This is a genomic window from Bradyrhizobium zhengyangense, assembly GCF_022012555.1.
GTDB lineage: Bacteria > Pseudomonadota > Alphaproteobacteria > Rhizobiales > Xanthobacteraceae > Bradyrhizobium > Bradyrhizobium zhengyangense.
On the sequence record NZ_JAKLTZ010000003.1, the window covers coordinates 353,167 to 375,495 of the forward strand.

The following is a 22,329-nucleotide window of genomic DNA, read 5'->3' on the forward strand; positions in this document are numbered from 1 at the left end:
AGCAGGGATGTGCTAGGCGCCTCCAAACGCCCCGGGACAGGAGGCCAAGCGTGGGAGAGTGGCTCGGGGTTGCTATCGCGCTTGTCTCGAGCAGCGTCGGCGGCACCGCTGCCGCGATCACACGCTATCTTGTGACCGGTGCCGATCCGGTCATGCTGGCAATCCTGCGCTGGGGGATTGGCTTCCTCTGCCTGCTGCCGTGTGCGCTTCTGCTCGGCGTGCGCTGGCCGCAGCGGTCGGATTGGCCGGCGGTGATGGCGCTCGGCATCTGCTTCTTCGGCCTGTTCTTCATCCTCTACAATATCGCGGTCTCCTACACGACTGCCGCGCGCGCCAGCCTCGCGCTGGCGACGCTGCCGCTTCACACCATGGTGGTCGGTGCGATCCTTGGCGTCGAGCGGCTGACGTTACGGAAGCTCATTGGCGTCGGCGTCGCGGTGCTGGGCGTTGCGGCGGCGCTGGCCGTGGGCCTCGCACAGAGCCCGCCCGGATCCTGGCGCGGCGAGCTGATCATGACCGGTGCCGTGTTCTGCATGGCGTTCTACAACGTGCTGTCGCGGCCGCTGATGCAGCGTTCCAGCGCGCTCGGCTTTCTCACGGTCGGGATGGGCGCGGGCGCTTTGGTGCTGGTGCTCGTGGGACTTGCGAAGGGCAGCTTTGCCGCGCTCGATCACTTCACGATGGCGCAGTGGATTGCCGGACTCTATCTCGGCGCCGGTGGCGGCGCGCTCGCCTTCATCCTCTGGGTCATGGCGCTAGCGCGCGCGACGCCAACGCGCGTTGCCAACACGATGACGGTCAATCCGATCGCGGCGACCTTGCTGGCGGCGCTGCTGATCGGCGAGCCGATCACGCCAAATCTCCTGATTGGCCTCGTTGCCGTGTTCGCCGGCATCTGGATCGCGACCAGCCAGCCGAAGCTGGCCTAGCTTTTCGGCGCCGTGACCGGTGGTGGGCTTGCCTCCGGCGTCTTCTTTGGCTTCAGGGAGCCAGCGTAGAACGAGACCAGCCACACCAACAGCACGGCGAGGAGATAGACGCCCCAGGCCTGTGGTGGCGTCATGGCCCAGCGTATGAGGCCTTTGAATGTGCGGGGCGGGGTTTTGTCGTCGGTCATGCCGCGCTTGTGCGCGAAAGCGGCGGCACGGTCAATCCGGTCGCTTCTCTGCACGGATCAGGAAGAGCGCAGCCAACGCCGACAGGCTGAGCGCGGACGAGACCATCAGCACCTTGGCGCCCATCACGTCGATCAGCAGGCCGAAGGCCAGCGGCGCGATGGCCTGTGCCATCCGCGCCGGCGCGCCGATGACGCCGAGGCGGTAGCCGAAATCCTTCGGGCCGAAGATCGCGAGCGGCAGCGTCCCGCGCGCGATGGTCAAAATGCCGTTGCCGGAGCCGTGCAGCAGCGCAAAGGCAGTCGCCGCCGGCGCGCCGAAGATGGCGACGACGGCAGCTCCGATCGGGTGGGTGACGCAGGCAAGCCGGGTCGACCACAGCGGATGGAAGCGGGAGAGGACGCTCGCTTCGAGAATGCGCGCGATCACCTGGGCCGGGCCGATCAGCGCACCGGCCGCGATCGCCTCGACATGGGTCGCGCCGGTCGCTTCAAGGATACGCGGGAAATGCACCGCCATCGCGCCGGTGACGGTCCAGACCGCGGCGAAGACGAAGGCGAGCAGGATCATGGTGCGATCCAGCGGCAGGTGCGGCTTCTCCGCTGTCGTCGCTGCCTGTTTGGCGCCCTTGATCGAAGGCAGCATGAAGAAATTGAGTGGCAGGCCGATCAGGATGTTGGCGGTGGCCCAGGCGAAGCACGTCTCGCGCCAGCCTATATGGGCGAGCCCCCAGGCGGTGAGCGGCCAGCCGACTGTCGAGGCGAATCCGGCCATCAAGGTGATGCCGGTGATCGAGCCGCGCGCCTCGGTGCCGTAGATGCGGCCGAGCGCAGCGAAGGCGGCGTCGTAAAGGCCCATCGCCATGCCGATGCCGAGCACGAACCAGGCAAACGTCATCACCGCGACGGACTGGGAGAGGCCAAGCAGCGCCAGGCCGGCGGCGATGGTCAGGTTCGAGGCGGATAGCACCTGTCGCCCGCCGACGAGATCGATCTGTCGCCCGATGCGTGGACCCAGCAAGGCTGAGATCACCAGCGAGGCCGAGAACGCGCCAAAAATCCAGTTAGTGGAGATGCCGAGGTCGTGCGCCATGGGATCGGCGAGCAGGGCCGGCAAATAATAGCTGGAGGCCCAGGCCAGGGTCTGCGTCGTGCCGAGCGCAAGGATGATCGGAAGCTGGCGCTGGCTCATGTCCCCGAATTTCTGGGCCTTGGTGTCATCATTTGCATTTGCAGCCTGAGGCGAGAGCGCGTCAACAGCGTTCGCGGCATATTCGACCTGCCGTCGGCGGGAGCCTTGGTTGCGGCCTTTCGTTCGTCACGAATGCAAGCCATAATAGCGTATGCAACTCACCTCCCGCCTTGCGTTGATGAACTGGCTGGCCGGCCAGGGGCTCACCGGTCTTCCCGAACCCGAACTCTTGCGCGGCTTCTGTGAGCGCTGCCGCGCCGAGGGGCTGGAACTCTCGCGCGGCCTCGTCGTCATCGACACATTGCATCCGATCTACGAGGGGCGTGCCTTCCGCTGGAGCGACACGCCGACCAACGAGAGCGATGTCATCGAATACGGCTCGACGGCCGAGGGCGATGCGGCCAAGAACTGGCGTCGCTCGGTATTCTATCATCTGCTCGAGCACGGCCACGACGAGATGGTGCTCGACCTCGCCGACGCGCCCTCGCTCGACTTCTCGCAGATCGGCGAGCTCGCCGAAAACGGTCACCGCCATTTCCTGGCCTTCGTGCACCGCTTCGGCGAGAGCGGAGCGCTCGGGCAGATGGACTGCCTCTACTCCTACTGGACGACGCGACGCGACGATGGCTTTACCGAAGCCGAGCTCGCCGCGCTGCGCGATCTCGTGCCGGTGCTGGGACTTGCGATCAAATCGGCGCAGCAGGTCGATATCGTGCGGACGCTGGGGCGGGTCTATCTCGGGCGCGATGCCTCGGAGCAGGTCCTGCGCGGGCGCATCTCGCGCGGCGTCACCGAGCGCATCAAGGCCGTGCTCTGGTATTCGGACCTGCGCGGCTCGACCGGGATCAGCGAGAGTATCGGGCCGGACGAGATCATCCCGTTCCTCAACGATTATGCCCAGGCCGTGATCGATGCGATCCACGAGGCCGGCGGCGATGTGCTGAAGCTGATCGGCGACGGCGTGCTTGCGATGTTCTGGGGCGAGGACATGGCCGATGCGCGGCGGGCCGCGCTGCGGGCCGAGCATCTGTTTCGCCAGAATGTCGTGGCACTGAATGCACGCCGGGCGGCGGAGGGCCGTCCGACCACGTCGGCCTATATCGGGCTGCATGTCGGCGAGGTTTTCTACGGCAATATCGGCAGTGAGGACCGGCTCGATTTCACCGTGGTGGGGCCGACCGTGAACGAGGTCAGCCGCATCGCCTCGATGAGCCGTTCGGTCGATCGCGAGTTGCTGGCATCAGCGGAATTCTACAAGGGTCTGGATGCTGCCGGCCGCCGCTATCTCGTCTCCACCGGCCGCTACGCGCTGCGCGGCATCGGCCGCGCGCAGGATCTCTACACGCTCGATCCTGAGGTTGACGCGAGTGAGCCGGTGACGGGCAGCTACGAGCGCTATCTGGCGAATTAGCAGCGCGCCGCCGCTTCGTCCCCCACCATCGCCGGCTGCCGGTCCAGCGCCACCGCCGGCGACAGCCAGATCACCAGCGCCTGTACGCCGAACACGGCGGCCGCAAGGTAGAGGCACGCTTCCGCGCTCCAGAGGCCACCGACGATGGCGCCCAGCGCCGAGCCGAGCGGGCGGGCACCGTAGCTCATGATGTTGATGGCGGAGACGCGCCCCAACAGGCGCGGCGGCGTCACCGACTGGCGCAAGGTGGTGGTCGAGATCACCCACAGGATCGGCCCAACGCCGAGCAGGAAGAAGCTCAAGGCCGCAAGCCACGGCGAGGGCACCAGCACCGTCATCGCCATCACCACAGCGGCAACGAAACCGGTGACCGGGCCGAGGCCGACCACGGTGCCGAAGGCGATGCGCTTCATGACGCGGGTGGCGAACAGCGCGCCGATCACCATTCCGACGCCGTACATCGTCAGCACCGTACCGACACCGGCGGCGGTCAGGCCGAGATGTCGCACGGCGTAGGGGACGAACACCGCAATCTGCAAGAACCAGCCGGTGTTGAAGATGAATTGGGTGATGAACACCGGCCGAAGCAGCGGATGGTGGAAGACGAAACCGGCGCCCTCGCGAATGTCCTGGAACGGATGGCGTCGCGGGGTCGGCGCCCGCGCGGGTTCGTAGAGGCCCGAGAGCAGCACCACAGCGATCGCCGAGAGTGCCGCGGCAAAGCCGAAGGCCGGGCTTGCGCCCCACCATCCCACCAGTGCGCCGCCAAGCGCGGGACCGCTGGCGAAGGCAACGGTGCGCGCAAGCTCGATGCGAGCGTTCGCAGCCGGCAGCAACTCCGCGCCCACCAGCGAGGGCACCAGCGCCGGCGCGGCGACACTGTAGACGACCGTGCCGCAGACGGCGGCAAAGCCGAGCAGCGCCAGCAGCGGCAGATTGAGCCCGCCGAGTGCGAGCAGGAGAACGATGGCCGCCAGCGCTGCCGCACGTAGCGCTTCCGCACCCGCCATCAGCGCGCGGCGGGAGATACGGTCCGCAAGCAGGCCGGCCGGAATGGCGAACAGGACGAACGGCAGTGTGAGCGCGGTCTGCAACACGCCGGTCTGGCCCTCGGCCACCCCCAGCGTCAGCACCGCGACGATCGGGGCCGCGGCCAACGCGATCTGTTCGGCGGATTGCGCCGCGAGGTTTGACCAGGCGAGGCGGTTGAAAGTGTCGGGGAGACGGGGCGGATTTGACATGGCTCATTTCCTGCAAAGTCTTGATGGCGCCAGTATCCGCTCCCGGCGCCGGTCAAACCCACCCGCTTCCCGACAGGATCGGGCAAAGCCGGGTGGCGGTGGGAACCAATGCGGCTAGATGCAGTTGCAAATTAGTTGCAATAAGCCTCGACTTCGGTATTCTGACCTCATGGATGCCCGATCGCCCGATCTGACCCAGGACCTGACCCACGATGCTGCCGGCTGGCGCACCGACGCGCCGGTCACCAAGAGCCTCGCCGAGGTGAATGCCACTGTCGCCATCCCCGCGGCGGGAGCGTGGTGGCGACGGCTGCTCGCCTTTGTCGGCCCGGGCTACATGGTCTCGGTCGGCTATATGGACCCCGGCAATTGGGCGACCGACCTCGCCGGCGGATCGAGGTTCGGCTACACGCTGCTCTCGGTCATCCTGCTCTCGAACCTGATGGCGATCCTGCTGCAGTCGCTGGCGGCGCGGCTCGGCATCGTCACCGACCGCGATCTGGCGCAGGCCTGCCGCGCCACCTATTCGCCCGCTGTGAATTTTTTGCTCTGGCTCGCTTGCGAAGCGGCCATCATCGCGTGCGATCTGGCTGAGGTGATCGGCACCGCGATCGCGCTAAAACTTCTGTTCGGCATTCCCTTGGTCGGCGGCGCGCTGATCGCCGCGCTTGATGCGTTCCTGCTGCTCGTCCTGATGAACCGCGGCTTCCGCTTCCTCGAAGCCTTCGTGATGGCGCTGCTGGCCGTGATCGCGGTCTGCTTCGCGGTCCAGATCGTGGCTGCGGCGCCGCCGGTCGCCGAGGTGCTGCGCGGCTTTACGCCGAAGAGCGAGATATTCACCAATTCCGAGATGCTCTACATCGCGATCGGCATCATCGGTGCGACCGTAATGCCGCACAATCTCTATCTGCATTCCTCGATCGTGCAGACGCGCGCCTATGCGCGCAACGAAGAGGGGCGCCGCGACGCGATCAAATGGGCGACCACGGATTCCACCATCGCGCTGATGCTGGCGCTGTTCATCAACGCTGCGATCCTCATCGTCGCGGCCGCGACCTTCCACACCAGCGGGCATTCCGACGTCGCCGAGATCGGCCAGGCATTTGAGCTGCTCTCGCCGCTGCTCGGCCTCGGCATCGCCTCGACATTGTTCGCGGTGGCGCTGCTGGCCTCGGGCCTCAATTCAACCGTCACCGCGACGCTCGCCGGCCAGATCGTGATGGAGGGCTTTCTCGATTTGCGCCTGCCGAGCTGGGCCCGCCGCCTCGTCACGCGCGGCATCGCCATTATTCCGGTGATCGTCGTCACCGCGATCTATGGCGAACGGGGGACTGCGGATTTGCTGGTGTTCAGCCAGGTCGTGCTGTCGATGCAGCTTCCGTTCGCGGTGATCCCGCTCGTCCGCTTCGTCTCCGACCGCCGCAAGATGGGGCAGTTCGCGATCGCACGCTATGTCGCTGCGACCGCGTGGATCGTCGCCGGCGTGATCGTGGTTTTGAACGTGAAGCTGCTGGTGGATACGCTGTTCGGGTGAGCGTGTTTAATCCTGCGGCTCGGACGCCCCATCGCCCTGCGCGTCGATGCGCAGCCAGCCTGAGGGGGCAAGGCGCTGCTGCGGCAGGAAGCGGGCCTTGTAGTCCATCTTCTTGGAGCCCTCGATCCAGTAGCCGAGATAGACGTAGGGCAGGCCTTGGCGGCGCGCGCGAGCGATGTGGTCGAGGATCATGAAGGTGCCCATCGAGCGGGAGACCTGGCCGGGCTCGAAGAACGAATAGACCATCGACAGGCCGTCGCTGAGCACGTCGGTGAGCGCCACCGCGATCAGCTCCTCGCCGCGACCGGTGAGGCCGCTGTCGGGGCCGCGCCTGCGGTACTCGATGATGCGGGTCTCGACATGGCTGTCCTCGACCATCATGGCGTAGTCAAGCACTGTCATGTCGGCCATGCCGCCATGGCGGTGGCGGGCGTCGAGATAGGCGCGGAACACCGAATATTGCTCAGAGGTCGGCACCGCGCTGCGCTGCTCGCCGATGATGTCGGCATTGCGCGCCATCACCTTGCGGAAATTGCGGGACGGGCGGAATTCGTTGGCGACGACCCGGACCGAGACGCAGGCCCGGCATTGGTCGCAGGCCGGCCGGTACGCGATCGACTGGCTGCGGCGGAACCCGCCATGGGTCAGGAGATCGTTGAGGTCACCGGCGCGTTCCCCCACGAGGTGCGTGAACACCTTGCGCTCATGCCGGCCCGGCAGATACGGGCAGGGGGACGGCGCCGTGAGGTAAAATTGTGGGGTGTCGCGCGAGTGCTGGGTCAAGGGACGTCGTGGGCCTCCGAAGTGGGTATCAGCATCGCGCTACGAAAGCTCCCGGTCAATCGGTCTGCTTGGCTGGTCAGATCAGTCAGTCTAGCGGATCCGGGTTAGTAGGTTCTTGACCTTCAGATTCTCACCAGGTCCTTGCGGTCTGGGACACGGGCGCGCGGACGGAATTGTTGATCACGACCGTTCCCAGCACGAAATCGTGCAGCAGGCGCCGGCGGCCGTTGAAGAGGCCGACAAGAACCACGAAAGGCGAGAGGAACGAGACCGAGACCCAGAACAGCACGGCATGGGTGGCGCCAAGGACAAAGTAGCCGGGCGCGCCGTACCAGGTGCGCAACTCCAGGTCCATGATCCGCATCCCGACTGTCGCCGAGGAGGGGCCACCGATGCAGGCGCCGTAATAGACGATCGCCCAGATCACGGAGGCCGGCCAGGCGAGCCAGAACAGCGCCCAGCCGATGCCGAGCGTCACCACGCCGAACACGGCGATGAAGATATAACCGAGGATGACGGGTACGGAGATCACGACCATGTCGATCAGGAACGCAAATGCCCGCCGCGTCGCGACGCCACGGAACAGTTCCGGATGCAGATAGGGATCGTAGGCGTGCGACTGCGCGCCGCCGTCATTGCGCCAGATGCCGCTGTCATTTGGCGAACCCGAGTAGGACATGAGCTTCCCTTCCGCTTTCGGACCTCTCACCCGGCAGCACATGGGAACCATCCGGCCACACGCCAAGGCTGTCAGCCGGTCGATCCAGCAAAATATTCCGGCGATTCGACGGCCGCCGATGCTTGCGCGGTCCTTGAATTGCATCATGCTGCAGGGGCGAGGGCACACTTCCGGCCCAGGACAGGACGATTTTCATGGGTGGTCAGGTCGAATTGCGCTGCCGCTGCGGCAGCGTCCGCGCCGCGATCTCGGGCGTGTCGCCACGGACGGTCAATCGTGTGGTCTGCTACTGCGATGACTGCCAGGCTTTTGCACATCAGCTCGGCCGCGCCGACCTTTTGAATGCGAACGGCGGCAGCGACATTGTCCAGGTCGCGCCGTCGACACTCGCCTTTGTGCAAGGACAGGACCGGATCGCGGGGGTGCGACTGAGCCCGAAAGGCCTCTACCGGTGGTATGCAAGCTGCTGCAACACGCCGGTCGGCAACACGGTCTCGCCGGCCATTCCCTTTGTGGGCATCATCGCGCAGGCGTTCGAGGGGGGCGCGCCGGCCGTTGACGATGTCGCCGGTCCGCCGGTTGGCGCCATTCTCGGCAAGTACGCGGTGGGCGAACCCCCGGCGGGCTCAACGGGACTCAATCTATCTCTCATCCTGCGCGCGATCGGCAAGGTGCTTGCGTGGAAGGTGGGTGGGAAGACATGGCCGCATCCGTTCTTCAAGCGGGAGCCGCGCGAGCCGATCTATCCGATCACCGTGCTGTCGCGCGAGCAACGCGACGCGCTACGTCCGCTGTGTGGGCCTCGGCCTGCGGCGCAAGCGACGGATTGATTGGTGGAAGGGCGCAGTGCCGCGCCTGGAAGCGCTCAGCGCTCGTTGGCTGGGATTGGTGGGCACGCTTGCGCTTAGCCACCCTACGGCGCCTCATCCTTGGCTGCGCAGCTTCTCTGCCGCCTTCGGCGCAAAATAGCTGAGCACGCCGTCGGCGCCGGCGCGCTTGAAGGCGAGCAGGCTCTCCATCATGGCGCGGTCGCCATCGAGCCAGCCGTTGTTCGCGGCGGCGGCGATCATCGCGTATTCGCCCGAGACCTGGTAGGCGAAGGTCGGCATCGCAAAGGTGTCCTTCACGCGGCGGACCACGTCGAGATAGGGCATGCCGGGCTTCACCATCACCATGTCCGCACCTTCCGCGATGTCGAGTTCGACCTCGCGCAGCGCCTCGTCGGTATTGGCGCTGTCCATCTGGTAGGTGCGCTTGTCGCCGGTCAACGTCTTGGCCGAGCCGATGGCGTCGCGGAAGGGGCCGTAGAAGGCGGAGGCGTACTTTGCCGCATAGGCCATGATCTGCACGTCGAGCAGGCCGGAGCGGTCGAGCCCTTCGCGGATCGCGGCGACGCGGCCGTCCATCATGTCGGACGGCGCGATGATGTCGCAGCCGGCTTCGGCCTGCACCAGCGCCTGACGCACCAGCACCGCGACGGTCTCGTCATTCAGGATCTTGCCGTCGGAGATCAGGCCATCATGGCCGTGGCTGGTGAAGGGGTCGAGCGCGACGTCGCAGAGGATTCCGATGTCAGGAAACTCCTTCTTGATCGCGCGCACCGTCTGGCAGACCAGATTGTTCGGATTGGTCGCTTCCGAGCCTTGCTCGTCGCGCAGGGACGGGTCGGTGTAGGGAAACAGCGCGATGCAGGGAATGGTGAGCTTCATCGCGCGCTCGGCTTCGCGCACGGCCTGATCGACGCTGAGGCGATCGACGCCGGGCATCGAGGCGATGGGCTCGCGCTTGTTGTTGCCGTCGATCAGGAACAGTGGCCAGATCAGATCGTCGGTCGTGAGCACATTCTCACGCACCATGCGCCGGGCCCATTCGGCCTTGCGGTTACGGCGCGGGCGGACGGTCAGATCGAGGGCATGGGGCACCGCGGCACCCGTCCCGCGCGCGACCTCGCGCAGTTCGATCGGACGTCCGTATTTGATCGCCATTACTCTTCCTCCGGCTGGAATTATTCTTATACCAGTTCGCATGGTTCCCGTCACCGCGGCTTGACCTCCCGCAAGGTGATGGCAGCCGATTGATTTTGCGGGGCGAAACAGCCAGAAGGGGGCCATGTCCGAACTCTCCACCCGCGATGCGGCCCGCGACAATGCCAGGGATGCCGTCAGGGACAGCGCCCGAGACAGCGCGATGTCGGTCGCTGCGATCTCGTCGGAGCGGCCTGAGTCCGACGACAATGTCTGGACGCGGCGGCTCGTGCTGTTCCTGCGGGTGATGGCGCTGCTGTCGATCCTCAAGGGACTCTATCACTGGGCGCAGGTGACCGGCTTCGTCGGCGGTGAGGACGAGGCGTTCGAGAACCAGTCGATGGCCTGGCAGGCTTCGACCATCTACTTCGCCGTGATCGAGCTCGTCGCCGCCGTCGGCCTCTGGCTCGCCACGCCCTGGGGCGCGGTGGTGTGGCTGACGACCGTGGTCTCGATGGCGGTGATCGAGTTGATGTTCCCTGGCATCTACGGCGGCAGCCTGATCGTCGTCGGCGTCGAGGCCTTCATGCTCGCCGCCTATCTCGCGCTCGCCTGGATGGCCGCGCGCGAACGGCCGCCGTAGGCGACGTCGTCACCGCCAAAATTACGCTCGTGCCCTGGACGCAGCGCAACACCATAAGCGCGTTCACGCGCGTCTTCGACGCGCTATGGTGGTGCGTTGCCGAGCTGGGGCCTATTACTCGACGATCTCGTTTGCGGCTTTCTGGGTCCCGGCTCTGCGCTCCGCTTCGCGGCGCTTGTCCGGGACACGAGAATGTTGCGCTTGGTTGACCGTTGGTTGCGTAAAATTCGCCGTAACTTTTCGCTAACCCAGCCCGATCCGCCACAGCTGTTACGCGTGCGTTTCGAAACAGGGCGGGGCTGTTCTGGAATGTGACAGAAGGCGCGGACGGAGAGTGAACAGGACCTTGCCACGGTCAACAGACGGTTGCGAAAAGTGCTTGTGGCACAGGCTTAATCAGCAATTCACTGTCTTAAATTCATGATCTCTTTATTCTCTTATTTAAGCCGATCTTCAAACGGCCCCCTTAAGTTGGACCTATCAGACGGAACACAAGTTGCGTCGAATAAGTGTCGATAAAAACGACAACAGGGGAAGTGTCATGATGAAAGCCGTCGCAACTGCGGCAGATACCGCAGAGCGCGTTTCGGGCCCGCAGGGTTCGGTGCAGTCGCTCTATCTGGAAGCTTTGACTCTGGTGGAGCGGCTGCATCGCCGGCTCCTCGACGTGATCAAGGACGAGTTCGATCGTCGTGGCCGCGCCGACATCAATTCCGTGCAGGCGCTTCTGCTCTATAACATCGGCGACAAGGAGCTGACCGCGGGCGAGCTGCGCACGCGCGGTTACTATCTCGGCTCCAACGTCTCCTACAATCTGAAGAAGCTCGTCGAGCTCGGCTTCCTCGATCATCAGCGCTCGCGCGTTGATCGCCGTTCGGTGCGCATCCGCCTGACGCCGCAGGGCCAGGAAGTTCGCCGCATCGTCGACTCGCTCTACCAGAAGCACGTCAAGACCGTTGAACAGGTCGGCGGCATCTCCGGCGAGGAGTTCTCGACCCTCAACAAGTCGCTGCACCGCCTCGAGCGGTTCTGGACCGACCAGATCCTGTATCGTCTCTGATATTCCAAGGGATCAAGGCCAAGCCGGCCCGCAACAAGACCGGCAAGCCTCCCAACGTGCCTGACTTCCCCAAGCGCGTCGGCCCGGCTTTGCCCGGACCGGCGCGTTTTGACGTCTTCTCGCAGTTGCGAAAAAATCGGCCAGCAGGGTGGAACCAGGTCCTCGCGTCGCAGTTGTCTCTCGGGATCGGAGGATACAATGCTGGTCGAGCGCGGGTTTCAGGCAATGAACGTCGAACTCGTGAGCGATGCCTACGCCATCGCCGCGAATTACCTCCGCCGCTCCGGTGCGATCCCCGACACGCTCGTCACCAACGAACGTCTGCTCGAGATCATCGTCAGGCTGCTCCAGCACGGCGAAATCAACAAGATCAGGCTCGCCAACAAGGCGATCGCTCGGTTCGAGGCGCAGGCCGAGGCCCGCGCGGTTGCCTGATCAAGACTCCCAGAACATCGATGAACCAGAGGGTGCCATGGAAGCTGCCATCGACCGCATCATGCAGACCTATGACCTGCTCGCCAACCGGACCGCGGCGGCGAGCGAGGAGGCGCGGATTAAGGTGACAAACTACCTGAATACCCTGATGGAAGCCGGCGAGAAGGACACCCACAGGTTGACGGTCTGCGGCCTGACCTATCTGCGCCAGCTCGACGGCAGCGTGGACCCGGTGAAGGCGGGGTATACCGGGCTGTAGACCAGGCGGCCTGAAGGGCGGCAAGCCCGGCCCAGTTCGCGCCCTGATGGGCACCGGCCGCTTTCGTTTGGGATTGGGCGGATCAACCGGCCAATCAGCCCCTTTGCGCCGGACAGTCCCGTAAGCTTGCGGGACTCGAAGTCCTGGCACTCCACCATATCTGGCATAATTCCCGAGCCCGACCCGCAAATGCTTGGCCGGGGGCGGGTGATGTGGTAGATCGCGCTCGCCGCTTCCGATCGCCACACCAAGACCCCCGCAGCCCGCAAAAAAGGCTGCGGCGGTGGAGATATTCGCACGATGACCCTTGCCAAGACCGCCAATGCGCCCGATTCGTTTTTCACCGCCTCGCTCGAGCAGGCCGACCCGGAAATCGCCGCCGCCATCAAGGGCGAGCTCGGCCGGCAGCGTCATGAAGTCGAGCTGATCGCCTCCGAGAACATCGTCAGCCGGGCCGTGCTGGAAGCGCAGGGCTCGGTGATGACCAACAAGTACGCAGAGGGTTATCCGGGCGCGCGCTATTACGGCGGTTGCGAGTGGGTCGACGTCGCCGAGAACCTCGCGATCGATCGCGCCAAGAAGCTGTTCGGTGCTGGCTTCGCCAACGTGCAGCCGAACTCCGGCAGCCAGATGAACCAGGCGGTGTTTTTGGCGCTGCTGCAGCCCGGCGACACCTTCATGGGTCTCGACCTCGCGGCCGGCGGCCATCTCACCCACGGCTCGCCCGTCAACATGAGCGGCAAGTGGTTCAAGGCCTCGCACTACACCGTGCGCCGCGAGGACCAGATCATCGACATGGACGCGGTCCAGAAGCAGGCCGAAGAGGTCAAGCCGAAATTGATCGTGGCCGGCGGCTCGGCCTATTCGCGCGCCTGGGACTTCAAGCGCTTCCGCGAGATCGCGGATTCGGTCGGCGCTTACCTGCTCGTGGACATGGCGCACTTCGCCGGTCTCGTCGCCGGCGGCGTGCATGCCTCGCCCGTGCCGCATGCTCACGTCACCACGACCACGACGCATAAGTCGCTGCGCGGTCCGCGTGGCGGCCTGATCCTCAGCAATGACGAGGTGCTTGCCAAGAAGCTCAACTCGGCGATCTTCCCGGGCCTGCAGGGCGGCCCCTTGATGCATGTGATCGCGGCGAAGGCGGTCGCCTTTGGCGAAGCGCTGCGTCCGGACTTCAAGGTCTATGCGAAGAACGTCGTCGAGAACGCCAAGGCGCTGGCCGAGGCGATGAAGAGCCACGGCTTCGACATTGTCTCCGGCGGCACCGATAACCATCTGATGCTTGTTGACCTCCGGCCGAAGGGTCTGAAGGGCAACGTCTCGGAGAAGGCGCTGGTTCGCGCCGCCATCACCTGCAACAAGAACGGCATTCCGTTCGACCCCGAAAAGCCGTTCGTCACTTCGGGCCTGCGTCTCGGCACGCCCGCGGCGACGACCCGCGGCTTCGGCGTCGCCGAATTCCAGCAGGTCGGCGGCATGATCGCCGAGGTCCTCAACGCGATCGCGCAGTCCGACGACGGCAAGGCGCCACTGGTCGAGGCCGCGATCAAGGAACGGGTCAAGGCGCTCACCGATCGGTTTCCGATCTATCAGTAAGGCTGGGTCCAACGGATGCGCTGCCCGAACTGCAACAGTCTCGATACGCAGGTAAAGGACTCGCGTCCGACCGAGGACTCTTCCGTCATCCGCAGGCGGCGCGTATGCATCGCCTGTAATTTCCGCTTCACCACGTTCGAGCGCGTGCAGCTGCGCGAGCTCACGGTGATCAAGCGCAACGGCCGTCGCGTGCCGTTCGACCGCGACAAGCTGATGCGTTCGGTATCGATCTCCTTGCGCAAGCGGCCTGTCGAGCCTGAAAGGGTGGAGAAGATGGTCTCCACCATCGTGCGCGAGCTCGAGACCGGGGGCGAAGCCGAGATCTCGTCCGAGGTGATCGGCGAGACCGTGATGGAGCATCTGCGCACGCTCGACGACGTCGCCTATGTGCGCTTCGCCTCCGTCTATCGCAATTTCCGCGAGGCCAAGGATTTCGCCGACGTGCTCGGCGAGCTCTCCGGTGAGGAGGAAGCGCGGCTCGCCGCGATCCGCAAATGATCTTCCGCATCCTGGAAGATCAGTTCGCCGCGAGGATCCGCGAGTCCAAGGACGCCGATCGCCGCTTCATGCAGCTGGCGCTGGCGCTCGGCCGGCGCGGGCAGGGCCGCGTTTGGCCCAATCCGGCCGTCGGTGCGGTCATCGTCAAGGACGGCGTCATCGTCGGCCGCGGCTGGACGCAGCCCGGTGGGCGGCCGCATGCGGAGCCAGAGGCACTCCGGCGTGCAGGCGAGGCGGCGCGCGGCGCCACGCTCTATGTCACGCTCGAACCTTGCTCGCATTTCGGCAAGTCGCCGCCGTGTGCCGATGCGGTGATCGCGGCGGGCATCACACGCGTGGTGGCGGCGATCGAGGATCCCAATCCTGAGGTGGCGGGGCAGGGCCACGCGCGCCTGCGCGCTGCCGGCATCGCCGTGGATGTCGGCCTGTGCGCGGCGGAGGCGGCGTTTGACCATGCTGGCCATTTCCGCCGCATCAGGGACAAGCGTCCGCATGTGATCCTGAAGCTCGCGGTCTCGCCTGACGGCAAAATCGGCGCTGAAGACGGCAAGCCGCTGGCGATCACGGGCGAAGCCGTCCGCGACCGCGTGCATCTGTTGCGCGCCTCGAGCGATGCCATCCTGGTCGGCATCGGCACGGTGCTGGCGGATGATCCGCAGCTCAACTGCCGCCTGCCGGGCATGGAAGCGCGTTCGCCGTTGCGCATTGTCCTCGACCAGAACTTGCGAATGCCGGCGTCCAGCCAGCTTGTTCGTTCTGCGCGCGAGACGCCGCTCTGGGTGATGGCTTCCGAGCTAGCGGAAGCCGCCGCGGCGACGCGCCTCGGCGCGGCCGGTGCGCAAATCATGCGCATGCCGCCGAATGGTGCAGTCGGGCTCGACCTTCCGGCCGTGCTCCATGGTCTCGCCGACAAGGGCATCACGCGGCTGATGGTCGAGGGCGGCAGCCGCGTTGCGGCCTCCTTCGTGTCGGCCGACCTCGTCGACGAAATCTGGCTGTTCCGCGGAGCGGAAGAGGTGGGTCCCGAAGGCGTCGATGCGCTCGATGCATTGCCCCTGTCGAAAATCACGCAGTCGCAGGCCTACAAGGTTCATGCTAGCGAGACATTCGGCCACGATACTCTCACCGTCTACGAGCGCGCCTAACATGTTCACCGGCATTGTCACAGATATCGGCGAAATCGTCAGCTTCAAGCCCGTGGCGCAGGGGCAATTGCACCGTTTGCGCATCGCTTGCGGCTACGACCAGACCACCATCGCCGATGGCGCCTCGATCGCCAGCAATGGCGTGTGCCTGACTGTGGTTGCTTCCGGCGTCGCGAACGGCAAAACCTGGTATGACGTCGATGCCGCCGCCGAGACGCTGGCGCTGACGACGGCCAAACGCTGGAAGCTCGGCACCAAGCTCAATCTCGAGCGTGCGCTCAAGATCGGTGACGAGCTCGGTGGCCACATCGTCGCCGGCCATGTCGACGGCATTGCGACCATCGTCAGCCGTGAGGACCTGCCCGACATGGCGCGGTTCGAGCTCTCCACGACGCGGGAGCTGGCTCGGTTCATCGCCACCAAGGGCTCGATCACGCTCGACGGCGTCTCGCTCACAGTCAATACAGTGAAGGACGTGACCTTTTCGGTGCTGATCATCCCGCATACGCTCGAAGTCACGACGATCGGCGGCTGGAAGGCGGGCACGGAAGTCAATATCGAGGTCGATCTGATGGCCCGCTACGCGGCGCGGCTGACGGAAATGAAGTGACCGGCGAAGGCGTCATTCCGGGTTCGGCTCTTCGAGCCGCCCCGGAATGACAGTTTCTAACTTGGCTTACACACCTGCGGCGACTACATAACGCGCCGACCCAGTAAAACGGATTTAGACGATGGCTGACGCGCGACGCGCACCCCTGAAGGACCAGACCGACATTTCCGGCGCGCGTGCGCTGGTGGTCGAGGCGCGGTTCTATGATGATCTCCAGGACGCGCTTCTGGATGGCGCGGTCACTGAACTGAAGGCAGCCGGCCTGACCCATGACGTCATCACGGTTCCGGGCGCGTTGGAGATCCCAGCCGCGGTTGCGATCGCCGTCGACGCAGCTGCGGCGAACGGCAAGCCTTATGATGCGGTGATCGCGCTCGGCTGCGTGATCCGCGGCGATACCATTCATTTCGAGATCGTCTCGCAGGAATCCTCGCGTGCGCTGATGGACCTTGCGGTTGCGCGAAAACTGCCCCTCGGCAACGGCATCCTCACCGTCAACAATGAGGAACAAGCCTGGGCGCGGGCGCGCGCCAGCGAGCTCAATAAGGGCGGCGATGCCGCGCGCGCGGCACTTGCGATGCTGCGCATCAAGCGCCGCCTGGCGCGGGCCTGAGCCATGGCTGACATCAGGAAACCGGCTGCGCCTGCGGAGAAGAAAGCGAACCGTCGCGGGGCGGCGCGGCTCGCAGCCGTGCAGGCGCTGTACCAGATGGACATCGCCGGTGCCGGCATCAACGACATCTTCGCCGAGTTCGAGAGCCATTGGCTCGGCAACGAGGTCGAGGGCGACACCTATCTGCCGGCGGAAGCCGCTTTCTTCCGCGACGTCGTCTCCGGCGTCGTGCGCGACCAGAAGACGCTCGATCCCCTCATCGACGAGGCGCTGTCGAAGGGCTGGCCCTTGAAGCGGATCGAGGCGATCCTGCGCGCGGTGTTGCGGGCTGGGGCCTATGAGCTGCAGCATCGCAAGGACGTGCCGGGCCGCGTCGTCGTGTCCGAATATGTCGATGTCGCCAATGCCTTCGTCGACCGCGAGGAGACCGGCATGGTCAACGCCGTGCTCGACCAGATCGGCCGCCAGTTTCGCGGTGACGAGTTCGGGCGGGGGTAGGACAGGCGTAGGGCGGTGAATTGATGCGATGCTGCTGCCCAATACTCCGGTGTCATGCCCCGCGAAGGCGGGGCATCCAGTACGCCGCGGCCTATCGATTTCACATGACCGTCTCTGGAATACTGGATCGCCCGGTCAAGCCGGGCGATGACAGTTGTGTGTGGGGCTGACATCGATGGCCACTCCGCACAGCCCTTCCGCCGAAGACTCCCTCATCGCGCGCTATTTCAAGCCGCTGGCGACCGATCCCGGTGCACTCGGGCTGGTCGACGACGCCGCGATCCTCTCCTCGTCCGGCGACGACATCGTCGTCACCACCGACGCCGTGGTCGAGGGCGTGCATTATCTTGCCACCGATCCCCCCGACACCGTCGCGCGCAAGGCGCTGCGGGTGAACCTCTCTGATCTCGCCGCCAAGGGCGCTTCACCTGCCGGCTTCGTGCTGACGCTGGCGCTGCGCAGCAAGGAGGATGCCTGGCTGAGACCGTTCGCCGATGCACTCGGCGAGGACGCCAAGACCTTTGCGTGTCCGCTGCTCGGCGGCGACACGGTGTCGACGCCGGGACCGCAAATGATCTCGATCACCGCCTTCGGCCGGGTACCGAAAGGGCGGATGGTTGGCCGCACCGGCGCAAGACCGGGCGACCTTGTCTTTGTGACGGGGACGATCGGCGATGCCGCGCTGGGCCTGGATGTGCTGACGGGTGGTGCGGCCGCGTCCGCGGTGACCGACCCGGCTGCTCGGGACTATCTGATCGGCCGCTATCGCGTTCCGCAGCCACGCAGCGCATTGGCGCACATCGTGCGAGAGCATGCGAGCGCGGCAATGGACGTGTCGGATGGCCTGGCAGGCGATCTCGCCAAGCTCTGCGCCGCCTCTGGCGTCAGCGCAATGATCGATGCGCACCAGGTCCCGGCGTCACCGGCCGCCGCCATCGCGGTCTCCGCCGTCGGGCTCGAGACACTGGTGTCGGGCGGCGACGATTATGAGATCCTGTGCGCGGTTCCGGAAGGACGCAGCGCAGGCTTCTCGCGAGACGCCGGGCAGGCCGGGGTTCAGGTCACGATGATCGGTACAATCATTTCCGGCCAGGGAGCGCCGCAATGGATCGACGCGCAGGGCTGCGAGGTCACGCTGCGGCGCTTGTCCTACAGCCATTTCTAGACCCGGATATATCAGTGGTTCGCCGGGAGGCGAGCGCAGGCTCTCCGCTTTTCGCGATATCAGGGTAATATCGGCAATCGCAACGGACGGGCTTGATTCGGATGACGGCAGCTTCAACTGCGGGCACACTGCAGATTGTTCCCGGCAGGGAATGCCGAAGCTGCTCGCTGTGCTGCAAGGTCTACGACATTGTCGAGCTCGGGAAGGCCGCCGGCAAATGGTGCGGGCAGTGCAAGCCCGGCCGTGGCTGCAAGATCCACGACAATCTGCCGACCCAATGCGCGGAGTTTAACTGCCTTTGGCGAACTGACGCGGCGATGCCGGCGCAGTGGAAGCCCGACCAGGCGAAGATGGTGGCCTCCATTCACCCGATCACCCGGAACATCCAGATCCAGGTCGACCCGGGCCTGCCGTCGGCTTGGAGCCGGCAGCCCTATCACGATCATCTGCGGCAGTGGGCCAAGCAGAACATGCCGAAAGGCATTTACGTCGTGGTCTTCGTCAATGACCAGGCGACCCTCGTGCTGCCGGACCAGGACGTGCCGCTGGGCCCTCTGACACCGGAACAGGCCATTGTGGTTCGCCTGGAGCCCGGTCCGAACGGGGGCGTCTATGAGGTCAAGGTCTCGACCACGCGGACCATGCCGGACGGTCAAACGGTCGAAGTCGGATCCACGTCCCGCTATCCCGTGAGGTCGGTGGCCTAAGACCAGCCTCTCACAATCCCCGCGAAAGCCTCTCGATGTATCAGCGCCAGGAGGTGGGCAGCTGATGGATATGTTCGGATGACGGCGGTCATTTCGGGGTCGGGCGAGGCACCGGTCGCTCAGGAGCGCGCGTGCGGAAGCTGCACGCTCTGCTGCAAGGTCTACAATGTGGTCGCTTTCGGCAAGCCCGCCGGCACGTGGTGCTCACATTGTGAGCCCACCTTGGGCTGCGCGATCCACGATGTCAGGCCAAGCGAATGCGCGGCGTTCGACTGCCTCTGGAAAACCACGCCGGCACCGCCCATGCATTGGAAGCCCGATCAGGCGAAGATGGTGCTGACGGTGCATCCAAAGACCAACAACATCCAGGTTGTGGTTGATCCCGACCTGCCATCGGCCTGGACGCGGCAGCCTTACCACAGCCAGTTGCGCGTGCTGGCGAAGAGCAACATGGCGAAAGGCCATCTTGTGATTGTGTTCGTTGGCGAGCAGGCGACGCTGATCCTGCCCGATCAGGATGTGCCGCTCGGCGTCCTCTCGCTCGACCAGGTGATCTCGGTGACGCTGGAGCCGGGCGTCGGTGGCGGCGTCTACGAGCTCAAAATCTTCAACCGACGCGCAACGGCTGACGGGCAGACGTTGGAATTGGCGTCTTCATCCCGGCATCCCGTGAGGGCGGCCGCTTAGGCCAAGCCCGCTGACGCCAAGCCCGCTTAAGCCAATCCTGCCAAGCGTGGCGGCCGGCTGCGGGAGCTGCCGGCCCGGCGCTCGGGATTAGGTCTAAATACTTGCCGAGATCGGCTTTTTCGCACCTCTACGGCGTTGCACCCTCAATTTGATTTTGGCAAGCTTGTGGCCGACTAAAGCCGCCTGCGGGCGGCTTTGTTCAAAATCAAGGCGCCGCACGCACGACGGACAACAAAAGGCGCCGGGGGTCGTACATCAAGGATCTGAGGCAAAAATCAAATGACAGCATTATGGTTGATAGTGCTCTGCGGAGTGCTTTCCGTCGTCTACGCGATTTGGGCGACGTCTTCGGTGTTGAGTGCAGATGCGGGGTCGCCGCGCATGCAGGAGATCGCGGGAGCGGTGCGTGAAGGCGCACAGGCCTATCTCCGGCGCCAGTACACCACGATCGGCATCGTCGGCATCGTCATCTTCGTGCTGCTCGTCTATTTCCTCGGCCTTTATGTCGCGATCGGTTTTGCCATCGGCGCCATCCTGTCGGGGGCGGCCGGCTTCATCGGCATGAACGTCTCGGTTCGCGCCAATGTGCGCACCGCCCAGGCCGCCACGACGTCGCTCGCCGGCGGCCTCGAGCTCGCCTTCAAGGCAGGCGCCATCACCGGCATGCTGGTGGCGGGTCTCGCGCTGCTCGGCGTGACCCTCTATTTTGGCTTCCTGGTTCACTCGCTGAAGCTTGCGCCCGATAGCCGCACGGTGGTCGACGCCATGGTGGCGCTCGGCTTCGGCGCATCGCTGATCTCGATCTTCGCCCGTCTCGGCGGCGGCATCTTCACCAAGGGTGCTGACGTCGGCGGCGACCTCGTCGGCAAGGTCGAGGCCGGCATCCCCGAGGATGATCCGCGCAACCCCGCCACCATCGCCGACAATGTCGGTGACAACGTCGGCGACTGCGCCGGCATGGCGGCCGACCTGTTCGAGACCTATGCGGTGACCGCCGTCGCCACCATGGTGCTCGCGGCGATCTTCTTCGCCAAGACGCCGATCCTCGCCAACATGATGACCCTGCCGCTCGCCATCGGCGGCATCTGCATCATCACGTCGATCATCGGCACGTTCTTCGTGAAGCTCGGGCCGAGCCAGTCGATCATGGGCGCGCTCTACAAGGGCCTGATCGCAACCGGCGTCCTCTCGCTGATCGGCATTGCCGTGGTGATCTACTACCTGATCGGCTTCGGCAAGCTCGAAGGCGTCGATTATACCGGCATGGCGCTGTTCGAGTGCGGCGTGGTCGGCCTGGTCGTCACCGCGTTGATCATCTGGATCACCGAATACTACACCGGCACCGACTATCGCCCGGTGAAGTCGATTGCGGCGGCGTCGGTGACCGGCCACGGCACCAACGTGATCCAGGGTCTGGCGATCTCGATGGAGGCGACGGCGCTGCCCGCGATTGTCATCATCGCCGGCATCCTCGTCACTTACAGCCTTGCCGGCCTGTTTGGCATCGCGATCGCGACCGCTACCATGCTGGCGCTGGCCGGCATGATCGTCGCGCTCGACGCGTTCGGTCCGGTGACCGACAACGCCGGCGGCATCGCCGAGATGGCGGGCCTGCCAAAAGAGGTGCGCAAGTCGACCGACGCGCTCGACGCGGTCGGCAACACCACCAAGGCGGTGACGAAGGGTTACGCGATCGGCTCCGCCGGTCTCGGCGCGCTGGTGCTGTTCGCGGCCTACAACCAGGACCTCAAGTTCTTCATCGCTGACTCCGCGAACCACCTCTACTTCAAGGGCGTCAATCCGGACTTCTCGCTGAACAATCCTTACGTGGTGGTGGGCCTGCTGTTCGGCGGCCTGCTGCCATATCTGTTCGGCGCGATGGGCATGACGGCCGTGGGCCGTGCGGCCAGCGCGATCGTGGAAGAGGTGCGTCGGCAGTTCCGGGAGAAGCCGGGCATCATGCAGGGCACCGACAAGCCTGATTACGGCAAGGCGGTCGACCTGCTGACCAAGGCGGCGATCAAGGAAATGATCATCCCGTCACTGCTTCCGGTGCTGTCGCCGATCTTCGTTTACTTCGTGATCTACGCGATCGCGGGCGGCGGCCCGGCCGGCAAGTCGGCGGCGTTCTCGGCGGTCGGCGCCATGCTGCTCGGCGTCATCGTCACCGGCCTGTTCGTCGCGATCTCGATGACCTCGGGCGGCGGCGCCTGGGACAACGCCAAGAAGTACATCGAAGATGGCCACTACGGCGGCAAGGGCAGTGATGCCCACAAGTCCGCGGTGACCGGCGACACCGTCGGCGATCCCTACAAGGACACGGCCGGCCCCGCGGTGAACCCGATGATCAAGATCACCAACATCGTGGCTTTGCTGCTCCTGGCGATCCTGGCGCACTGAGGCACGATATCGCGTCGAACCAGGACCCCCGTGGCGCAGGCTGCGGGGGTCCTTGCTTTTGGGACGGCCGGGCGCCGTGCTTTCAGCCTCGT

Annotated in this window: 24 protein-coding genes; 18 read left to right on the forward strand and 6 right to left on the reverse strand. The window is 65.1% G+C overall.

What is annotated here, in order from left to right:
• Nucleotides 1–50 precede the first annotated feature (50 nt).
• Nucleotides 51–929, forward strand: coding sequence for a DMT family transporter (locus L6639_RS12260; protein WP_237861709.1), 879 nt, complete (start codon nt 51–53; stop codon nt 927–929).
• Here the strand turns inward: L6639_RS12260 and L6639_RS12265 are convergent.
• Complete coding sequence (locus L6639_RS12265) at nt 926–1,117, reverse strand: hypothetical protein (RefSeq protein WP_237861712.1); 192 nt, start codon at nt 1,115–1,117, stop codon at nt 926–928. The genes L6639_RS12260 and L6639_RS12265 overlap by 4 nt on opposite strands.
• Before the next feature lie 31 nt (nt 1,118–1,148).
• Nucleotides 1,149–2,306: an MFS transporter gene (locus tag L6639_RS12270; protein WP_237861714.1), complete on the reverse strand. Its 1,158-nt coding sequence runs from the start codon at nt 2,304–2,306 to the stop codon at nt 1,149–1,151.
• 151 nt (nt 2,307–2,457) lie between these two features.
• On the opposite strand from L6639_RS12270, the gene L6639_RS12275 reads away from it, so the two are divergent.
• Nucleotides 2,458–3,717: an adenylate/guanylate cyclase domain-containing protein gene (locus L6639_RS12275; RefSeq protein ID WP_237861715.1), complete on the forward strand. Its 1,260-nt coding sequence runs from the start codon at nt 2,458–2,460 to the stop codon at nt 3,715–3,717.
• Here the strand turns inward: L6639_RS12275 and L6639_RS12280 are convergent.
• Nucleotides 3,714–4,958 carry an MFS transporter gene (locus L6639_RS12280; protein WP_237861717.1) on the reverse strand — a complete coding sequence of 415 codons (1,245 nt, stop codon included), beginning with the start codon at nt 4,956–4,958 and terminating at the stop codon, nt 3,714–3,716. The two genes, L6639_RS12275 and L6639_RS12280, sit on opposite strands and share 4 nt — an antisense overlap.
• Nucleotides 4,959–5,127: 169 nt before the next feature.
• Here L6639_RS12280 and L6639_RS12285 point away from each other — a divergent pair, with 169 nt between their 5' ends.
• Nucleotides 5,128–6,492, forward strand: a complete 1,365-nt coding sequence (locus L6639_RS12285; protein WP_237861719.1) for an Nramp family divalent metal transporter — start codon at nt 5,128–5,130, stop codon at nt 6,490–6,492.
• A gap of 6 nt (nt 6,493–6,498) precedes the next feature.
• Here the strand turns inward: L6639_RS12285 and L6639_RS12290 are convergent, their stop codons facing one another.
• Nucleotides 6,499–7,275, reverse strand: a complete 777-nt coding sequence (locus L6639_RS12290) for an arginyltransferase (RefSeq protein ID WP_237861720.1) — start codon at nt 7,273–7,275, stop codon at nt 6,499–6,501.
• Nucleotides 7,276–7,405: 130 nt separating this feature from the next.
• On the reverse strand, nt 7,406–7,954 hold the full coding sequence (locus tag L6639_RS12295) for an RDD family protein (protein WP_237861722.1): 549 nt from the start codon (nt 7,952–7,954) through the stop codon (nt 7,406–7,408).
• Nucleotides 7,955–8,148: 194 nt separating this feature from the next.
• Between L6639_RS12295 and L6639_RS12300 the strand changes: the two genes are divergently transcribed.
• Entirely contained in the window at nt 8,149–8,784 is a 636-nt protein-coding gene (locus tag L6639_RS12300) for a DUF6151 family protein (protein WP_237861723.1), read from the forward strand.
• Between the two features lie 93 nt (nt 8,785–8,877).
• On the opposite strand, the gene hemB is transcribed toward L6639_RS12300, so the two are convergent.
• Complete coding sequence (gene hemB, locus L6639_RS12305; protein ID WP_237861725.1) at nt 8,878–9,939, reverse strand: porphobilinogen synthase; 1,062 nt, start codon at nt 9,937–9,939, stop codon at nt 8,878–8,880.
• A 124-nt stretch (nt 9,940–10,063) separates the two neighbouring features.
• On the opposite strand from hemB, the gene L6639_RS12310 reads away from it, so the two are divergent.
• The 14 genes from L6639_RS12310 (at nt 10,064) to L6639_RS12375 (ending at nt 22,237) form a co-directional block, all read left to right on the forward strand.
• Entirely contained in the window at nt 10,064–10,561 is a 498-nt protein-coding gene (locus tag L6639_RS12310) for a DUF6163 family protein (RefSeq protein ID WP_237861727.1), read from the forward strand.
• 541 nt (nt 10,562–11,102) lie between these two features.
• Complete coding sequence (gene ldtR / locus L6639_RS12315) at nt 11,103–11,621, forward strand: transcriptional regulator LdtR (protein ID WP_027529973.1); 519 nt, start codon at nt 11,103–11,105, stop codon at nt 11,619–11,621.
• A gap of 198 nt (nt 11,622–11,819) precedes the next feature.
• Nucleotides 11,820–12,056, forward strand: a complete 237-nt coding sequence (locus L6639_RS12320; protein ID WP_237861729.1) for a hypothetical protein — start codon at nt 11,820–11,822, stop codon at nt 12,054–12,056.
• Nucleotides 12,057–12,093: 37 nt separating this feature from the next.
• Nucleotides 12,094–12,315, forward strand: coding sequence for a hypothetical protein (locus tag L6639_RS12325; RefSeq protein ID WP_220008799.1), 222 nt, complete (start codon nt 12,094–12,096; stop codon nt 12,313–12,315).
• A 300-nt stretch (nt 12,316–12,615) separates the two neighbouring features.
• Nucleotides 12,616–13,914, forward strand: coding sequence for a serine hydroxymethyltransferase (glyA, locus tag L6639_RS12330; RefSeq protein WP_237861731.1), 1,299 nt, complete (start codon nt 12,616–12,618; stop codon nt 13,912–13,914).
• Between the two features lie 15 nt (nt 13,915–13,929).
• On the forward strand, nt 13,930–14,412 hold the full coding sequence (gene nrdR, locus L6639_RS12335; protein WP_057756398.1) for a transcriptional regulator NrdR: 483 nt from the start codon (nt 13,930–13,932) through the stop codon (nt 14,410–14,412).
• Nucleotides 14,409–15,557, forward strand: coding sequence for a bifunctional diaminohydroxyphosphoribosylaminopyrimidine deaminase/5-amino-6-(5-phosphoribosylamino)uracil reductase RibD (gene ribD, locus L6639_RS12340; RefSeq protein ID WP_237861733.1), 1,149 nt, complete (start codon nt 14,409–14,411; stop codon nt 15,555–15,557). Before nrdR ends, ribD begins: the two co-directional genes overlap by 4 nt.
• A 1-nt stretch (nt 15,558) precedes the next feature.
• A complete protein-coding gene (locus L6639_RS12345; protein ID WP_237861735.1) occupies nt 15,559–16,167 on the forward strand; it encodes a riboflavin synthase in 609 nt (202 codons plus the stop codon).
• Nucleotides 16,168–16,288: 121 nt separating this feature from the next.
• Nucleotides 16,289–16,780, forward strand: a complete 492-nt coding sequence (gene ribH, locus L6639_RS12350) for a 6,7-dimethyl-8-ribityllumazine synthase (RefSeq protein ID WP_237861737.1) — start codon at nt 16,289–16,291, stop codon at nt 16,778–16,780.
• A gap of 3 nt (nt 16,781–16,783) precedes the next feature.
• Nucleotides 16,784–17,278, forward strand: a complete 495-nt coding sequence (gene nusB, locus L6639_RS12355; protein ID WP_237861739.1) for a transcription antitermination factor NusB — start codon at nt 16,784–16,786, stop codon at nt 17,276–17,278.
• Nucleotides 17,279–17,453: 175 nt separating this feature from the next.
• Nucleotides 17,454–18,443, forward strand: a complete 990-nt coding sequence (thiL, locus tag L6639_RS12360; RefSeq protein WP_237861741.1) for a thiamine-phosphate kinase — start codon at nt 17,454–17,456, stop codon at nt 18,441–18,443.
• A gap of 101 nt (nt 18,444–18,544) precedes the next feature.
• Nucleotides 18,545–19,150: a hypothetical protein gene (locus L6639_RS12365; protein ID WP_237861743.1), complete on the forward strand. Its 606-nt coding sequence runs from the start codon at nt 18,545–18,547 to the stop codon at nt 19,148–19,150.
• 78 nt (nt 19,151–19,228) lie between these two features.
• Nucleotides 19,229–19,837 (forward strand): hypothetical protein, encoded by a 609-nt coding sequence (locus L6639_RS12370; protein WP_237861745.1) that lies wholly within the window; start codon nt 19,229–19,231, stop codon nt 19,835–19,837.
• Between the two features lie 279 nt (nt 19,838–20,116).
• Complete coding sequence (locus tag L6639_RS12375) at nt 20,117–22,237, forward strand: sodium-translocating pyrophosphatase (protein ID WP_237861747.1); 2,121 nt, start codon at nt 20,117–20,119, stop codon at nt 22,235–22,237.
• Nucleotides 22,238–22,329 lie beyond the last annotated feature (92 nt).

What these genes read in the sequence shown, in the direction of transcription:
- ribH (WP_237861737.1), top strand. Translation starts at nt 16,289, where the DNA reads ATGGCTGACGCGCGACGCGCACCCCTGAAGGACCAGACCGACATTTCC.
- L6639_RS12265 (WP_237861712.1), bottom strand. Translation starts at nt 1,117, where the DNA reads ATGACCGACGACAAAACCCCGCCCCGCACATTCAAAGGCCTCATACGC.
- ldtR (WP_027529973.1), top strand. Translation starts at nt 11,103, where the DNA reads ATGATGAAAGCCGTCGCAACTGCGGCAGATACCGCAGAGCGCGTTTCG.
- L6639_RS12375 (WP_237861747.1), top strand. Translation starts at nt 20,117, where the DNA reads ATGACAGCATTATGGTTGATAGTGCTCTGCGGAGTGCTTTCCGTCGTC.
- ribD (WP_237861733.1), top strand. Translation starts at nt 14,409, where the DNA reads ATGATCTTCCGCATCCTGGAAGATCAGTTCGCCGCGAGGATCCGCGAG.
- L6639_RS12325 (WP_220008799.1), top strand. Translation starts at nt 12,094, where the DNA reads ATGGAAGCTGCCATCGACCGCATCATGCAGACCTATGACCTGCTCGCC.
- L6639_RS12300 (WP_237861723.1), top strand. Translation starts at nt 8,149, where the DNA reads ATGGGTGGTCAGGTCGAATTGCGCTGCCGCTGCGGCAGCGTCCGCGCC.
- thiL (WP_237861741.1), top strand. Translation starts at nt 17,454, where the DNA reads ATGGCCACTCCGCACAGCCCTTCCGCCGAAGACTCCCTCATCGCGCGC.
- L6639_RS12310 (WP_237861727.1), top strand. Translation starts at nt 10,064, where the DNA reads ATGTCCGAACTCTCCACCCGCGATGCGGCCCGCGACAATGCCAGGGAT.
- nusB (WP_237861739.1), top strand. Translation starts at nt 16,784, where the DNA reads ATGGCTGACATCAGGAAACCGGCTGCGCCTGCGGAGAAGAAAGCGAAC.
- glyA (WP_237861731.1), top strand. Translation starts at nt 12,616, where the DNA reads ATGACCCTTGCCAAGACCGCCAATGCGCCCGATTCGTTTTTCACCGCC.
- L6639_RS12270 (WP_237861714.1), bottom strand. Translation starts at nt 2,306, where the DNA reads ATGAGCCAGCGCCAGCTTCCGATCATCCTTGCGCTCGGCACGACGCAG.
- L6639_RS12320 (WP_237861729.1), top strand. Translation starts at nt 11,820, where the DNA reads ATGCTGGTCGAGCGCGGGTTTCAGGCAATGAACGTCGAACTCGTGAGC.
- L6639_RS12370 (WP_237861745.1), top strand. Translation starts at nt 19,229, where the DNA reads ATGACGGCGGTCATTTCGGGGTCGGGCGAGGCACCGGTCGCTCAGGAG.
- L6639_RS12345 (WP_237861735.1), top strand. Translation starts at nt 15,559, where the DNA reads ATGTTCACCGGCATTGTCACAGATATCGGCGAAATCGTCAGCTTCAAG.
- L6639_RS12295 (WP_237861722.1), bottom strand. Translation starts at nt 7,954, where the DNA reads ATGTCCTACTCGGGTTCGCCAAATGACAGCGGCATCTGGCGCAATGAC.
- hemB (WP_237861725.1), bottom strand. Translation starts at nt 9,939, where the DNA reads ATGGCGATCAAATACGGACGTCCGATCGAACTGCGCGAGGTCGCGCGC.
- L6639_RS12275 (WP_237861715.1), top strand. Translation starts at nt 2,458, where the DNA reads ATGCAACTCACCTCCCGCCTTGCGTTGATGAACTGGCTGGCCGGCCAG.
- nrdR (WP_057756398.1), top strand. Translation starts at nt 13,930, where the DNA reads ATGCGCTGCCCGAACTGCAACAGTCTCGATACGCAGGTAAAGGACTCG.
- L6639_RS12280 (WP_237861717.1), bottom strand. Translation starts at nt 4,958, where the DNA reads ATGTCAAATCCGCCCCGTCTCCCCGACACTTTCAACCGCCTCGCCTGG.
- L6639_RS12285 (WP_237861719.1), top strand. Translation starts at nt 5,128, where the DNA reads ATGGATGCCCGATCGCCCGATCTGACCCAGGACCTGACCCACGATGCT.
- L6639_RS12365 (WP_237861743.1), top strand. Translation starts at nt 18,545, where the DNA reads ATGACGGCAGCTTCAACTGCGGGCACACTGCAGATTGTTCCCGGCAGG.